The following is a 13,802-nucleotide window of genomic DNA, read 5'->3' as shown; positions in this document are numbered from 1 at the left end:
GCTCAGCTCTCCCTGATCGTGGAACGGGGGTCGAGCAGCGCCAGCGCCACGTCGACCACGAGGTTGACCAGCAGCACGCCCAGGCCGTACACCAGCACCACGGCCTGCACCACCGGGTAGTCCTTGGCCAGGATCGAGCTGACGATGGTGCTGCCCAGGCCCGGCCAGGCGAACACGTTCTCGGCCAGCACCGTGCCGGCGACCATCCCGCCCAGCAGCAACCCGCCCACCGTGATGGTGGCGGTGAGCGCGTTGGGCAGCGCGTGCCGCAGATAGACCCGCCGATCCGGCAGGCGTTTGGCCCGCGCGGTGCGGATGTACTCGGCCTGCAGCACCGCGAGCGTCTCCACCCGCACGATGCGGGCCAGCACCGACGCCGGGCCGAGCGACAGGGCCAGCACCGGCAGCACGTACGACGACGCGCCCTGGCGCATCGCCACCGGCGCCCAGCCCAGCTCGACGCTGAACACGTAGACCAGCCCGACCGCGACCAGGAACTCGGGCACCACCGCGAGCAGCACGCTGCCGGAGGTGAACGCCAGCTCCACCGGTCTGCGGCGACCGCCCCGGGTCAGCACCGCCATGGCCAGGCCCAGTGGGATCGACACGACGACCGCGAGGGCGAAGGCGAGCACGGCCAGCTCGGCCGTGGCGGGCAGGCGGTCGCCGATCACCTGCGACACCGGCATGCCCGACAGCATCGAGGTGCCGAAGTCACCGCTGAACAGGTGGCGCAGGTAGTCGGCGTACTGCTGCCAGAGCGGGTTGTTCAGGCCCAGCGCCTCGCGGCGGGCCTCGACCAGCTCCACCGGCGCGGTGTTGCCCAGCGCGGCCCGGACCGGGTCGCCCGGGATGAGGTGGATCATCAGGAATGCGCCGGTGACGAGCACCCAGACCGAGACGAGCAGCTGACCGAGGCGGCGCGCTGCGAAGCGGAGCCAGGGGTTGCCGAGCAGGTGCGCGAACACGGCGGTGGAGGCGGTAGTGCTGCTCACCGGCATGGCCTCCGTCACGTCATCGGGTTCGGTGATCAGATCCTGCCCGCCCGCCCGCCGCCCGGTCTTGGTACGCCGGCACAAGTCAGCCCGGTCGACCCTGTCCGCTCGCACCACTGCCGTCAGGGGCGGGCCGGAAAAACAACCGTGCCATGACCCGCCCTGAGGTGCGGGTCATGGCACGGTCGGCCGATACGGCGGTCAGGCGAGCATGCGGATCGAGCCGGGGGTGACGCTGCCCTGGCTCAGCTCGAACTCGGCGCCCTTGCCGAAGACCGGCACCGTCGAGTCCACGAACGGCACCACGTCGAGCCGCTTGAACAGCGCCTCCTCGGCGGCCTGCCACTTGTCGCAGCCACCGCTGCCCGCGATCGCCGACGCCGCCTGCACGTTCGCCGTGTAGTCGGCGTTGTCGATCGAGGCCAGGTTGACGCCGTTGGGCGGCGTCGCGCCGGACAGGAACGGCACCAGCTGGGTCGGCACGTTCACCCCGAGCGGCAGGATCGCCGCCTGCCACGCGCCCTGCCCGCCGACCACCAGCTGCCCGACCTCGGCGTCGCTGAGCCCCTTGACGGTGACCTCTGCGCCGAGCGCCGTCCACTCCTTCTGCATCAGCTCCGCCGCGGCCTGGGTGCCCTGGCCGACGCTGGTCGGGAAGTAGAGCAGCAGGGCGAGCTTCTGCCCGTTCTTGGCGCGCACCCCGTCGGCACCCGCCGTCCAGCCTGCGGCGTCCAGGGCGGCCTTCGCCGCGGTCGCGTCCTTGGCGGGCAGCAGCGACGCTGCCTTGCCCGGCGGGCAGGGGCCACCCGGCGAGACCAGTCCCGCCGAGCGCCGCCCGGTGCCGCTGGTGACGACCTGGCCGAGCTGGTCGAGGTCGAGCGCCTGGGTGAGCGCGCGCCGGACACCCTCGTCCGCACCCGCCATGCCCTTCTTCTGGTTGAACCACAGCTCGCCGAGCGGCGCGGCGACGACCCGCTCGTGCAGCTTCGACGCCCGCAGGCGCTGCTGGTCCGGGCCGACCATGACGGCCGCGTTCACCTCGCCGGACAGCAGCAGGTTCGCGGCGGTGGTCCCGTTGGCGACCACCCGCAGCACGACCTTGTCGGGCAGGCCCGCCTGGTCCTTCTTCCAGTCGCCGGGACCCCACGCGTACTCCTTGCGCCGGGTCAGCGTGTAGTGGTCGCCGGCCACGGCCTCGGTGAGGGTGAACATGCCGGTGCCGTCGGAGCCCTGCTTGAGCTGGTCGCGCGCGGCCATGCCCTTCTTGCAGACGATCGGCAGCCCGCCGACGTTGCGGTCCAGGAACGGGTCGGGCGCGGGCGAGGTCACCGTGACCGTGCCGGCCGCGTCGTCTCCGGCAGCGGTCGCGCCCGGCGGCACGTAGACGCCGATACGGGTGGACGCGTTCTTCGGGTCGCCGACGAAGGTGATGTTCGCGGCGATGTCGGTGGCGGTCAGCGGGCTGCCGTCGCCGCAGGTGACACCCTTGCGCAGGGTGAACGTCGCGGACGTGGTGGTCGCGTCCCACTTCTCGGCGAGGCCCGCGACCAGGCTGCCCTTCTCGTCGACGTTGAGCAGCGAGTCGTACAGGAACCGGCCCGCCTGCAGGGCGGTGGACAGCGAGGTGAAGTGCGGGTCGAGGGTGCCCGGGTCGGATGCCAGCACCAGGGTGAAAGTCTTGCCGTCGGCATAGGACCCGCCGCTCGCGGGCTGCCCACCGCCGCCGCAGGCGGCGAGCGCCAGGGTCAGCGCGCCCGCCGCCGTGACCGTCGTTATCGATCTCATCGTGCCTCCAGTAGCAGGGTTGTGGGGCGCAGCCTGCCCGCAGCGGCGGCGGCTGTGGTTCGTGCCGGACGACCGGCCCAGGCCGGCTCCGTATGCCGGACCGAAGGGTCAGGCCGTGCGCCGGGTGGCGCGTCCGCTGTGGACGTAACGGGCCCGGCCGCCGTCGTCGCCGACGAAGGCCTGCGGCAGGTGCACGCCGTGGGTCGGCTCGACGGGCAGGAAGACGTCGCCGTGCAGGTGCACCAGCTCGCTGCGCTCGGACTTGCCGCCGAGGTCGGCGAGAATGCCGCGGGGCGTCTGCTCCAGCCAGAGCCGGCCGTCGCCGTCCTGCGTCACCACCAGCTCGCCCACCTCGGAGGTGTACGTACCCAGATAGCGGGCCGCATCGACCGGCTGCGGATCGTTGGGCGGCACCGGCAGCGCGGGCATCTCGATCCCGGCCAGCTCGCGCAGCAGCCGCGGGAACAGCTCGGTGTACAGCGCGAACGGATTGCCGCCGTTGACGTTCAGCGCGATCGCCACGCCCTGTTCCGGCGCGACGCGCAGGAACGCGGACTGCCCGATCGTGCCGCCGTCGTGGCCGAAGACCTCGCCGCCCGGCCAGTCGAACAGCTCCCAGCCCAGCCCCCAGGCGTCACCCATCAGCCCCGACACGGGCACCGTCACCTGGCGCTCCCGCATGGCCGCGGCCGACGCCGGGCTCAGCACCGCGGTGCCGTCGGCGGCGCGGCCGCCGTCGAGGTGCATGCGGACGAAGGACAGCAGGTCGCGCGGCCGCATGGCGAGCATCGCCCCGGCCGGCACATTGGAGCGGACCAGCGCCCAGATCGGCGCGGGAACCGGGTCCGCGTCCGGGTCGGGCTGCAGGTGGCCGACCGCGGCACGGTGCAGGATCGCCTCGTACGGGCCGGTCGCGGCGTGACTCAGCCCGAGCGGCGCGAACAGGAACTCGCGCAGGCAGGCGTCGTACGATTTGCCGCGCAGCACCTCGACGATCCGCCCGAGCACGCAGTACCCGGCGTTGTTGTAGGAGAACAGCTCACCGGGCGGGAACAGCTGCGCGGTGCCGCCCAGCGTGGCGACGTACTTCTCGACGCAGTCGTCGCCCGGGCCGGTGTCGGTGAAGATGTCGCCCTCGAACCCGGCGGTGTGGCACAGCAGCTGCCGCACCGTGACCGCGGCCGCGGCCGCCTCGTCGGCCAGCGCGAACTCCGGCAGATACCGGCGCACCGGTGCGTCGAGGTCGAGCGCGCCCTCGTCGGCCAGCTGCATGAGCAGGGTGGCCGTCCACACCTTGGTGATCGAGCCGATCTGGAACAGGGAGTCGGGCGTCGCCGTCACGCCGGTCGCCGTGTTCAGCACACCGGCCGCATGGTCGACGACCTCGCCCCCGGCGTACACCGCGACAGCCGCGCCGGGCACCCGGTGCTCGGCGAGCAGCTCGGGCAGGCGCACCTGGAGCCAGTCATGGATCTCGCTCAGCTTCGACATGGGCCACACCATAGGGTCGGCCCCGGTCTCCGGCGTTCGTCCGCGACGACGAACGCCCGCCTCCCCCACTGTTCCCCCCGACGAGCCGAAGGAAGGGCACCTTCTTATCGCTTTGCGATGTAGAAGGTGCCCTTCCCATCGATCCGCGGGCGGCCGCGGCGCGGCCTGCTGCTGTCGTTCTGGCGACGACGCGTCGCCGGTGCCGCTTGGCCGCCCCTATCGTGCAGTGGCCCACGCCGTATCCCACTGCCGCAGAAGGACCACCCCATGCCGCTCCACCCTCGCCGTGCCGCCCTGCTGATGATCCCGATCCTCGCCCTCGCCGGGACAGCGGCCGCCTGCAAGTCCGGCGGCGAGCCGCCGTCGGCCGCGCCCAGCGCGGTCACCGTGCTGACCCCGTCACCGGAGGCGGCCTCGCCCAGCCCCGCGAAGCCGGCCACCCCCGTGCCCACCTGCGCCGAGGTGAAGGAGGCGATGGTGCGTGGTCTGATCGACCCGTACTACGCGTTCGGCAAGGACGGCGCGCCGCTGACCGAGGGCATGTTCTCCGGCGAGGACGGCCTGACCCTGGCGGTGCAGAAGCCGTGCGCGTCCGGCGACCTCGGTGGCGAGATCGGCACCGTCACCGTCGGCACGATCATGAGCAGCGTCGTCGACACCACCGGCCGGTACTGGGGTGTCATGCTCTGCACCAAGGCCCCCGACCGGGCGCAGTGCGTGGTGCACTTCGTGCTGAACGACCGGGACCCCATCGAGTCGGTCAGCATCGCCGACAAGAAACTCACCCTGGTCTACCTGACCCGCCCCGCCGACGCCGGCTCTGCCGTGGTCAGCGTCCGGCGCACCGCCGTGTACGCCACCGACGGCAGCATCCTCAAGGAGCAGTTCCACACGGATGCGCCCTACACGCCGTGATCGCGAACCGGCGGGTCCCGTCCATCAGCGCGGGGACGGGACCCGCCGGGCCCGACGTGCGATCGTGAGGTGATGACCCTGCCCGACGCCGAGACGACCTACCTGCACGCGGTCACCGGCCGGTTGCGTGAGCTGCTCGGCGAGCGGCTCACCGGGGTGTACCCCACCGGGTCCGTCGCCCTCGACGGCTACCGGCCCGGCCGTAGCGACCTCGACCTGATCGCCGTCGGCGAGCGCCTCACCGCCGCCGACGTGACCGCCGTGGCCGCCGCGCTGAGCCACGAGGCGCTGCCCTGCCCGGCGGCCGGGCTGGAGTTCGTGCTCTACGACCGGGCCGAACTGGCCGAACTGACCACCCAGGACGGCTTCGCCCTCAACCTCAACACCGGCCGCGAGCTGACCCCGCTGGCCGAGTTCGGGCCACAGGGGCGGCCCGGTTTCTGGTATCCCATCGACCGCGACATCACCGCCCAGCAGGACCGTACGCTGACCGGGCCGCCGTTCGCCACGCTCGCCCCGCGACTGCCGCACCCGCTGCTGCAGCCCGTCGTCGCCGCGTCGGTCGCCGCGAACGACGGCCCCGAGGTGCGCGACGACGCCGTGCTCAACGCCTGCCGTGCGCTGCACTGGCGCACCACTCGCCGATGGGTCTCCAAACCGGAGGCCGGCCGTGCGGCAGCCGCCGCCGTGCCCGAGTTCGGCCCGCTCATCACCACGGCCGTCGCCGGTCACGGCCGGGGCCGGACCGGCCTCGCCCCCGACGCCACCGCGGCGCGGGCCTTCCTCCGGTACGTCCTGCACCGCCTCGACGACGCGGCGCGCTGAGCCGGAACCCGAGATCTGTCGCCGCGACGACGCGGCGCGCTGATACCGGACCCCAGGCCCGTCGCCGCGACGCGGCGGGCTCACGCGCCCCGTCCCGCGCGCCTATCCTGCGACGGCCACGACTATCGGAAGGACCCTGTTGAGCAGTCCGCGCATCACCCTCTACCACCGCGACGGCACGCACGAGCAACCCTCGGGCGGGCTGTTGTGGGTGCTGCTCGACCAGCTCAGCGACCTGCCGGGCAGCGGCTCGGTGGCGCTGGTGCGCGACGGGAACGACGACGACTTCATCCAGGCGTGGCGACTGCCGGACGGCTACCGGCTGCTCGCCCAGGAGGGGCAGGACACCCCGGCCGAGCTGGCCCACCCGGTCGCGTTCGACGCCGCGTTCGAGGCGATGCTGGCATGGAACCTCGGCCGTGGCGGCTGGCGTGGCGCGTGCGACTGGCGGTCGGCTGCGCCGCCGCCGGAGCCGGACACGCCGCCCGCACTGATCCGGATCGAGTACCACCCGGACTCGATGCGCACCGACCGGCTCGGCCGGTACGCCGACGGCCAGTTCCTCGCGCTGATCACCGGCACCCGCCACAACGCGCCCGGCGCCATCGGTGTGGCGCTGTTCCTGTTCGACCACACCGGGACGTACGTGAGCTCCCGGATCCACAACGACGTACTGGACGACGCGCACGAGCTGCGGGAGCAGCTGATCGCCGGCCTACCCAACACCGCGTACGGCGACATCGCCATTCGCACGTTCTCGGTGCAGGAGGGTGACGTCACCTGGGAGCTGGTCGACCAGACGGCGGAGCACGGCATGCCCCGGGTCGGCTTCTACCCGATGGACATCATGTTCTCGCCACCGTGGGACGGCACCTACTGCACCTGAGCCGTCACCGGTCCCCGGCGGCGACGAAGCCGTTGACGGTGGAGGTTACGACGCTGGGCGGCCGACCTCAGCCGCTGATGGCCGCTGCTGCCGCCGCCTGCCATGGGGCAGCGACTGAGTCAAACCTAGGTCGCCGCGGTCGAGTCACGGCACGGGGTCGAACAGATCGAGCTCAGCACGCGTCGGACGCTCGCGTTGGAAGAAGTCCCACGCCTGATCGTGCTCTTCCCTCGTAATCCGAAACACGCCCGGCGGCGGCGAAGCGTTACGGCGCTCCAACCGATCGAGTATCTCCTGTCGGGATGGTTCCAGCAGGCACAGCACCACACGCGCTCCGATCGCCTGGGCCTCCGAGCGGTAGCGATCACGCTCCTCCCTCGCCCACAAACCCCAATCCAGCACGACATTGCAGCCCAGCTGCAAGACGCGCAAGGCAGTCGCCCACTGCAGGTGTTCTACAGAGTCCCGGTGAAAATCGAGCTCCGGCTCGGACAGTTCCGGATGCAGCTGACGGAGCCACTCATCCGCAGTGAGCCGCAACGCGGCATGCTCCTGCTCCAGCCGCCTCGCGAGCGTTGTCTTGCCACTTCCCTGCAGACCACACGTCAAGAAGAGCACAGGCACCACCAGACGATAGCGAACGGGCGGCGTCATCGAAATTCGCGATCATGTGGCCAACTGCAGTCACCGGTCCGCGGCGGCGACGATGCCGTTGATGGTGGGGGTGTCGAAGAAGACGTGCAGTGGCAGGTCGACGCCGAGCCGACGGCGCAACCGGGCCGCGATCTTCGTAACCGTGAGCGAGTGCCCCCCGAGGTCGAACAGGTCGTCGTCGGGTCCGATCTCCCCGTGCCCGAGCACTTCGCGCCAGATCTCGTACACCTGCAGCGCCAGCCCTGTGTAGGGCCGCGGCGACGCCCGCGGCACCAGCGGCGTACCCGCCAGCCCGGCCAGCGCGGCCCGGTCGAGCTTGCCGTTGGCGTTGCGCGGCAGCTGCTCCACCAGCATGAACGCCGACGGCACCAGGTATGCGGGCAGCGCCGCCGCCAGTTGCTCGCGCAAGCGGGCCGGATCGGGCGTGCCGACGACGTACGCCACCAGCGCCGCACCGTCCGCCGACGCGGTCACCGCCGCGTCCACGACCGACTCCGCCGCCCGCAGGTGCGCCTCCACCTCCCCCGGCTCGATCCGGTGGCCGCGCACCTTCAGCTGGTCGTCGGCCCGCCCGTGGAACTCCAGCGACCCGTCGGGCAGCCGGCACACCCGGTCACCGGTGCGGTAGAGCCGCCCCCAGGCCGTGTCCACGAAGCGCGCTGCGGTCAGCTCGGGGCGGCCCAGGTAACCGCGGGCGACCCCGGCCCCGCCCAGGCACAGCTCCCCCACGACGCCGTGCGGCACTGGGCGCAGCGCCGCGTCCAGCACGTACGCCGTCGTGTTGGCCAGCGGGCGGCCGATGGTCACCGGGCCGTCCGCGGTGAGGTCCGCGGCCGTCGACCACACCGTCGTCTCGGTCGGGCCGTACAGGTTGACCAGCCGCTTCGTACGCGAGCGCAGCTCGGCGGCGAGTGGGCCGGGCAGCGCCTCCGCCCCGCACACCGCGACCACCCCGCGCTCGGCGAAACCGGCGTCGACCAGCCGCCGCCACGTCGACGGGGTCAGGTGGGCGTGGGTGACCCCGGTCAGGCGCAGCAGTTTCAGCAGCAGCTCGCCGTCGCGCGCCTGCTCGGCGGTGGCCAGCACGACCGTGCCGCCGGTGGCCAGGGGCAGCCACAGCTCCGGCACCGACATGTCGAACGCCGCCGACGCCACGGCCAGCCACACGTCACCCGGCCCGGTCGGCACCACCTCGGGCAGCGCGTGCAACAGGTTGACCACCCCGCGGTGCTCCACGGCCACGCCCTTGGGCCGACCGGTCGAACCGGACGTGTAGATCACGTAGCAGAGCCCGGGTTCGCGCATTGGCGCGGCTGGGCCGGCGACCGCCCCGGCCTCGGCCTCGCCCAGCACGGTCACCCCATCGCCGTCGGCCGTCAGCACCGCGGCCGGGCGCGCGTCGGCGAGCAGGCCGTCGCGTCGGGCTTCGGGGTGTTCCGGATCCAGCGGCAGGTATGCCGCACCGGTGCGCAGCACGCCGAGCAGCGCGGGCAGCAGCCGCGAGGTCCGGGGCAGGCACACCGCGACGAGATCGCCGGGGCCGATGCCACGCTCACGCAGCCGTGCCGTCACCGCGGCGGCCTCGGCGTCGAGCTGGGCGTAGGTCATCGCGCTGTCGGCGGCGAACACCGCGATGGCGTCGGGGCGCGCGGCGATCTGCGCATCGACGACCTCGTGCAGCGTCTGCGGGCCGGGAACGGACCTTCCGGTGGCGTTCCAGGCGGCGAGCAGCTCGTGTTCGGACGGATCGAGTATGTCGAGGTCGCGCAGGTGCGCGTCCGGGTGGCGGACGAAGCCGTCGAGCAGCGTACGCAGGTGCGTGCCGATCCGGGCGGCGCCGGCGGGGTCCAGGCGGGCCGGGTCGACGTGCAGCAGGACCGGCAGGGTCGGCCCGGCGGGGTCGTCGAGCAGCTGGACGTGCAGGGCGTTGCGGGCGGCGTGGTGGTACGCCGTCCACTGGACCCGGACGTCGAGACCGGCGAACACCGGCGTGGGCCGGACCCGGCGGCGGTAGCTGATCGACACCGGGGTGAGCGCGGCTCGCGGGGCCAGGCCGGACACGGCCCGGGACAGGGGTACGGCGCGCAGCGGGTACGTCTCCCGCAGCCCGCGCCGCACCGCCGCGACGCGTTCCCGCACGGTGACCGGGTCGACCGGGTCGGTCGCGGGCACGCCGACGGGCAGCTCGTTGACGTACAGCCCGACACGGTCGTGCGCGTCGGACGGGCGGGTGCCGAGGTCGACGCCGACCGTGGGGTGCGGGTCGCCATACCGGTCGAGCAGCGTGAGCAGCCCCGCGAGCACCACCTCGAACGTCGTCGCATCCATTTCCGCCGCGGCCGCCCGGACCGGCACGGCAGCCAGATCCAGCGACACCACCACACCCGGCCGCGCCCCGGCCGGGGTGATCGCCCGCAGCCCCGGCAGGCTGGGCTCACCCGGAGCGCGATACGCCCCCGCCCAGTGCGCGACAGCCTCCGGCAGCAGCGCGGCAACGCGGGCGGACTCCTCGCTCCGGCTCGGCGCGGGGTTCTCCGCGGTCGGTGGCGGTGTCGCCCCGGCGACGAGCGCATTCGAGCCGACCTCTGCCGCCGTCGGCTGCGCACCGTCCGATGCGGAGTAGGCCGCCGCGAGGTCGGCGAGCAGGATCTCCTTGGACTCGCCGTCGAACACCAGGTGGTGCGCGACGATCAGCAGCAGGTGCCGCTCCGGCCCGGCCGCCACCAGGTCGAACCGGATCAGCGGTCCCGCGGCCAGATCGAACGGCGCGACCGTGCGCTCCCGGACGAACACCGCCAGATCGCCTGGGGCCGTGCCCACGACCAGCGACGGCGTGCAGGCCGCCGGTGTCAGCAGCAGCTCCCCGTCGGTCTCGGTGAACGCGCACGACAGTACCGGATGCCGGGCAACGGCCGCCGCGCACGCGTCCGCCAGCCGGGCCGGGTCGAGCGGGCCGTCCAGCCATACCGGCAGCGGCATGTGGTACGCCGTGGCGGCCAGGCCGAGGCGCTCGGTCAGCCACATGCCGTGCTGGGCCGGGGTGGCGGTGCTCATCGCAAAACCTCCTGCGGTGGTACGGGGGCGAGCTCGCGCGCCGCGTGCTCGAACAGTTCGACGACCCGCCCGGCGAAGACGTCCATCTCGGACCGGTCGAAGGCGTGGTGGTTCCAGAGCAGGTGCGCGACCAGCGAACCGTTCGGATGCTCGACGACGGCGAGCTCGGGTGCCTGAAGGTCGGGCAGGCCCCCGGGCGTGGGCCAGTCCGCGTCGAGTGCCCGGGGCAGCTCGAACGGCTCCGACTCCAGTCCCGGCAGGTGTGCCTGGCCGCCCCAGGTCTCCACCCGCAGCCAGGCCGCGCCGGTGTGCCGCAGGTAGCACTCGACGAACGGATGGTGCTGGTGGTCCAGCGCGTCCAGGACGGTGCGCCGGGTCCGGGCCAGCAGTTCGGCGGCGGACGGGCCGCCGGAGGTGTCCACGCGCAGCAGCAGCGACTGGCTCAGGCAGCCGATCAGCGCCTCGCTGCCGGGCCGGGTGCGGCCGGGCACCGGGGACATCAGCACGATGTCGTCGGTGCCGGTGCGTTCCGACAGCGCTGCCGCCCAGCACGACGCGATCAGCATGAACGGGGTCGCGCCCTGGGCCGCGGCGGCCCGGCGCAACCCGTCTCCGAGCGTGCCGGGCAGCGGGAACTCGAGCGCGGCGCTGCGCAGCCGGACCGCCTCCCGGCGACCGCGGAACGGCGCCAGGTGAGCGGGCGCGCCGTCGAGCACCCGCCGCCAGTGCGGCAGGGTGACCTGCCAGCGCTGCCGGGTGTACGTGACGAAGTCGCGCAGCGGCGTGCCCGGTGCGGCGGCGGGCAGCGGGGTGCCGCGGCGCAGCGCCGCGTACGCGACGCCTACCTCGTGCAGCAGCGGTCCCATCGACGCGCCGTCGCAGACCAGGTGGTGCACGGCCAGCCCGAGCACGTGGTCGTCGGGGCCGACGGTGGCGACCATCGCCCGCACCAGCGGCCCGCGGGCCGTGTCGAAGCCGCCTTCCCGGTCGGCGCGGCACAGTTGCCCGGCATGGTCGAGGTCGCGGGCCGCGAGGGCGGTCACCACCGGCGGGCAGTGGTCGAGCACCCGGGCCCGGTGCCGCCCGGCCGGATCCCGGTCGAACACGGTGCGCAGCGCCTCGTGCCGGTCCGCCACCACGGTCAGCGCCCGGTGCAGCAGTTGCGGATCGAGCTCATCCCGCACCCTGATGCCGACGCTGATCGGCCCGACGTCGCGCGGCTCCCCCGTCGCCCACATCCAGGCCAACATGCTCTCCTGAGTAGACGCCAACGGCATCTCCCGGCCCGCCGCCCCATCCTCCCGGCGCTCACCCTGCCCGCCGCCCTGGCCCGGCCCGCGATGATCGCCGTCTCGTGGCGAAACCTGCGCTCCAGCCTCACTTTCCGACCCGAAACCGCGGTCATCGCCCAGCCCACCAAGCCTGACCGGTCCGCCGTGATCGCCGTCTCGTGGCGGAACCTGCGGTCCGGCCTCACCTTCCGACCCGAAACCGCGATCGTCGCCCGCGGCGACCGGCTCTGCCGAGAGCCATTCGGCCTGGGCGGCGAGCAGCGGCATCTCGAAGATCAGGGAGACCGGCGCCTCCCTGCCGAAGCAGGCGGTGACGAGAGCGGCCAGGCGAGTGGCGCGCATCGAGTCGCCGCCGAGGGCGAAGAAGTCGTCGCCGACACCGACCTCCGGCACCCGCAGCACCTCGCGCCACAGCCCGGCCAGCGCGATCTCAGCCGCGGTGCGGGGCATCACGCGGGCCGGGGCCTGCGCGAACAGCTCCCGCAGCGCGGACTTGCGCACCTTGCCGCCGTCGTTGCGGGGAAGGGCTGCCACGGCGACGATCCGGGTCGGCAGTTCGTAAGCCGCGAGCCGGTCGGTGAGGAAGGCACGCAACCCGGCCAGCGCGGACGGGTCGCGCAGCTCGACGGCGGCGGCGACCGTCGCACCCAGCACCGGGTGCGGCAGGCCGAGCACGGCCGCGCCGAGCACGGCCGGGTGCTCGTGCAGCGCCGCCTCGACCCGCAGCGTGGAGACCCGGTGCGCACCCGCGTTGACCAGATCGGACTCGCGGTCGACCAGGAAGAGGTAGCCGTCGGCGTCGCGGTAGCCGAGGTCGCCCATGCGCACCCAGCCGTCGCGGAACACGGCCGCGCTCGTTTCGGGGTCGCCGTGGTACGCCCGCACCGCGTCCCCCGCGCGCAGCCAGACCTCTCCGGTCTCCCCCGGTCCGGCGACGGTTCCGTCGGCGGTGAGGATGCGCAGCTCGGCCCCGCCCTCCGCACGGCCGACCGAGCCGGGCCGGTCAGGATCGAAGACCATGCTGGTATGCGCGGGCGCGGCCTCGGTCGACGTGTAGTTGTTGACGATCACGGCCTCCGGCAGCACCGCTGCCAGCGCCCTGGCCACGGCGGGCGGCAGGGCCGCAGCGGTGCACGACACCAGCTGCACCGCGTCGAGGTCGCACTGCTCGAACACGCCCGCCTCCAGCAGCGCGCTCGCCATCGCGGGCACCAGGAACAGGGTGCCGGCGCGCAGGATCTGCGCGGTGCGGGCGTACGCCCAGGGGTCGAAGGCCGGGACGGTGACCACGGTGGGGCGCGCGATCAGCGCGGTTACCAGCATCGTCTGCGCGGCGTTGGTGCCGAGCGGGAACGCGTGCAGCGCGTGCCGCGAGTGCGCCAGCGGCGGCCGCGCCGGGTCGAGGCCGTGGGTGAGGCTGGCATGGCTCGCCGCCACACCCTTGGGCGTGCCGGTGGTGCCGGACGTGTAGACGATCTGCGCGGTCTGTCCGGGCAGGACGGCGACCGGCTGCGGCGACGGGTCGCCGTTGTCCAGCTCGGACGGCGACCAGCCGCGCGCGCCGACGACGCAGCGCGCCCCGGCGTGGTCGAGCAGCTCCCGCAGCCGGGCCTCGGGCGACGCCGCCGACAACGGCACGGCGACCGCGCCGATCCCGGTGACCGCCGCGTACGCGACCGCGTAGTCGAGCCAGTCCGTGCCGTCGAACACCAGACCCACCCGGTCGCCGGGCGCGACGCCCTTGCCCAGCAGGCCGTGCCCGACGGCCACGGCGCGGCGGTGCCACGCCGCCGCGGTCAGATCGGTGGGCCCCGCGCCCTCCCCGCCGGCCAGGCGTAGCGCGACGTGTTGCGGTCGCGCCGCCGCGAGGGCGGCCAGCAGCTCGGGGAGGGTGCGGGGCGTCAT

Annotated in this window: 9 protein-coding genes; 3 read left to right on the top strand and 6 right to left on the bottom strand. The window is 73.5% G+C overall.

Translation table 11 applies throughout. The features are described from left to right. Window positions 1-2: 2 nt before the first annotated feature. The 3 genes from FLL47_RS05195 to FLL47_RS05185 all read right to left on the bottom strand — a co-directional run bounded on the left by FLL47_RS05195 (window position 3) and on the right by FLL47_RS05185 (window position 4,271). On the bottom strand, window positions 3-995 hold the full coding sequence (locus tag FLL47_RS05195; protein ID WP_246157544.1) for an ABC transporter permease: 993 nt from the start codon (window positions 993-995) through the stop codon (window positions 3-5). Between the two features lie 201 nt (window positions 996-1,196). Further along, the gene (locus FLL47_RS05190) at window positions 1,197-2,780 is read right to left on the bottom strand and encodes an ABC transporter substrate-binding protein (RefSeq protein ID WP_144119255.1); all 1,584 of its coding nucleotides are present in this window, start codon (window positions 2,778-2,780) and stop codon (window positions 1,197-1,199) included. A 108-nt stretch (window positions 2,781-2,888) separates the two neighbouring features. Continuing rightward, the gene (locus tag FLL47_RS05185) at window positions 2,889-4,271 is read right to left on the bottom strand and encodes a serine hydrolase domain-containing protein (RefSeq protein ID WP_144119254.1); all 1,383 of its coding nucleotides are present in this window, start codon (window positions 4,269-4,271) and stop codon (window positions 2,889-2,891) included. A gap of 267 nt (window positions 4,272-4,538) precedes the next feature. On the opposite strand from FLL47_RS05185, the gene FLL47_RS05180 reads away from it, so the two are divergent. From FLL47_RS05180 to FLL47_RS05170, 3 genes are all read left to right on the top strand, one after another. Further along, entirely contained in the window at window positions 4,539-5,186 is a 648-nt protein-coding gene (locus FLL47_RS05180; protein WP_144119253.1) for a hypothetical protein, read from the top strand. 72 nt (window positions 5,187-5,258) lie between these two features. Beyond that, a complete protein-coding gene (locus FLL47_RS05175; protein WP_144119252.1) occupies window positions 5,259-6,011 on the top strand; it encodes a nucleotidyltransferase domain-containing protein in 753 nt (250 codons plus the stop codon). 139 nt (window positions 6,012-6,150) lie between these two features. Beyond that, entirely contained in the window at window positions 6,151-6,897 is a 747-nt protein-coding gene (locus FLL47_RS05170; protein ID WP_144119251.1) for a hypothetical protein, read from the top strand. Between the two features lie 144 nt (window positions 6,898-7,041). Here FLL47_RS05170 and FLL47_RS05165 read toward each other — a convergent pair whose 3' ends face one another. From FLL47_RS05165 to FLL47_RS05155, 3 genes are read right to left on the bottom strand one after another with little or no spacing between them, the layout of a single operon-like run. Beyond that, window positions 7,042-7,521: a P-loop nucleotide/nucleoside kinase family protein gene (locus FLL47_RS05165; protein ID WP_186315565.1), complete on the bottom strand. Its 480-nt coding sequence runs from the start codon at window positions 7,519-7,521 to the stop codon at window positions 7,042-7,044. A gap of 60 nt (window positions 7,522-7,581) precedes the next feature. Continuing rightward, the gene (locus tag FLL47_RS05160; RefSeq protein WP_144119249.1) at window positions 7,582-10,605 is read right to left on the bottom strand and encodes a non-ribosomal peptide synthetase; all 3,024 of its coding nucleotides are present in this window, start codon (window positions 10,603-10,605) and stop codon (window positions 7,582-7,584) included. After that, entirely contained in the window at window positions 10,602-13,802 is a 3,201-nt protein-coding gene (locus FLL47_RS05155; RefSeq protein ID WP_144119248.1) for an AMP-binding protein, read from the bottom strand. Before FLL47_RS05155 ends, FLL47_RS05160 begins: the two co-directional genes overlap by 4 nt.

The sequence above is a fragment of the Catellatospora sichuanensis genome (genome assembly GCF_007483665.1).
In the GTDB taxonomy this organism is placed as follows: domain Bacteria; phylum Actinomycetota; class Actinomycetes; order Mycobacteriales; family Micromonosporaceae; genus Catellatospora; species Catellatospora sichuanensis.
Note: the sequence above shows the minus strand (reverse complement) of the source record. Positions and strands in the feature narration are given on the sequence as shown.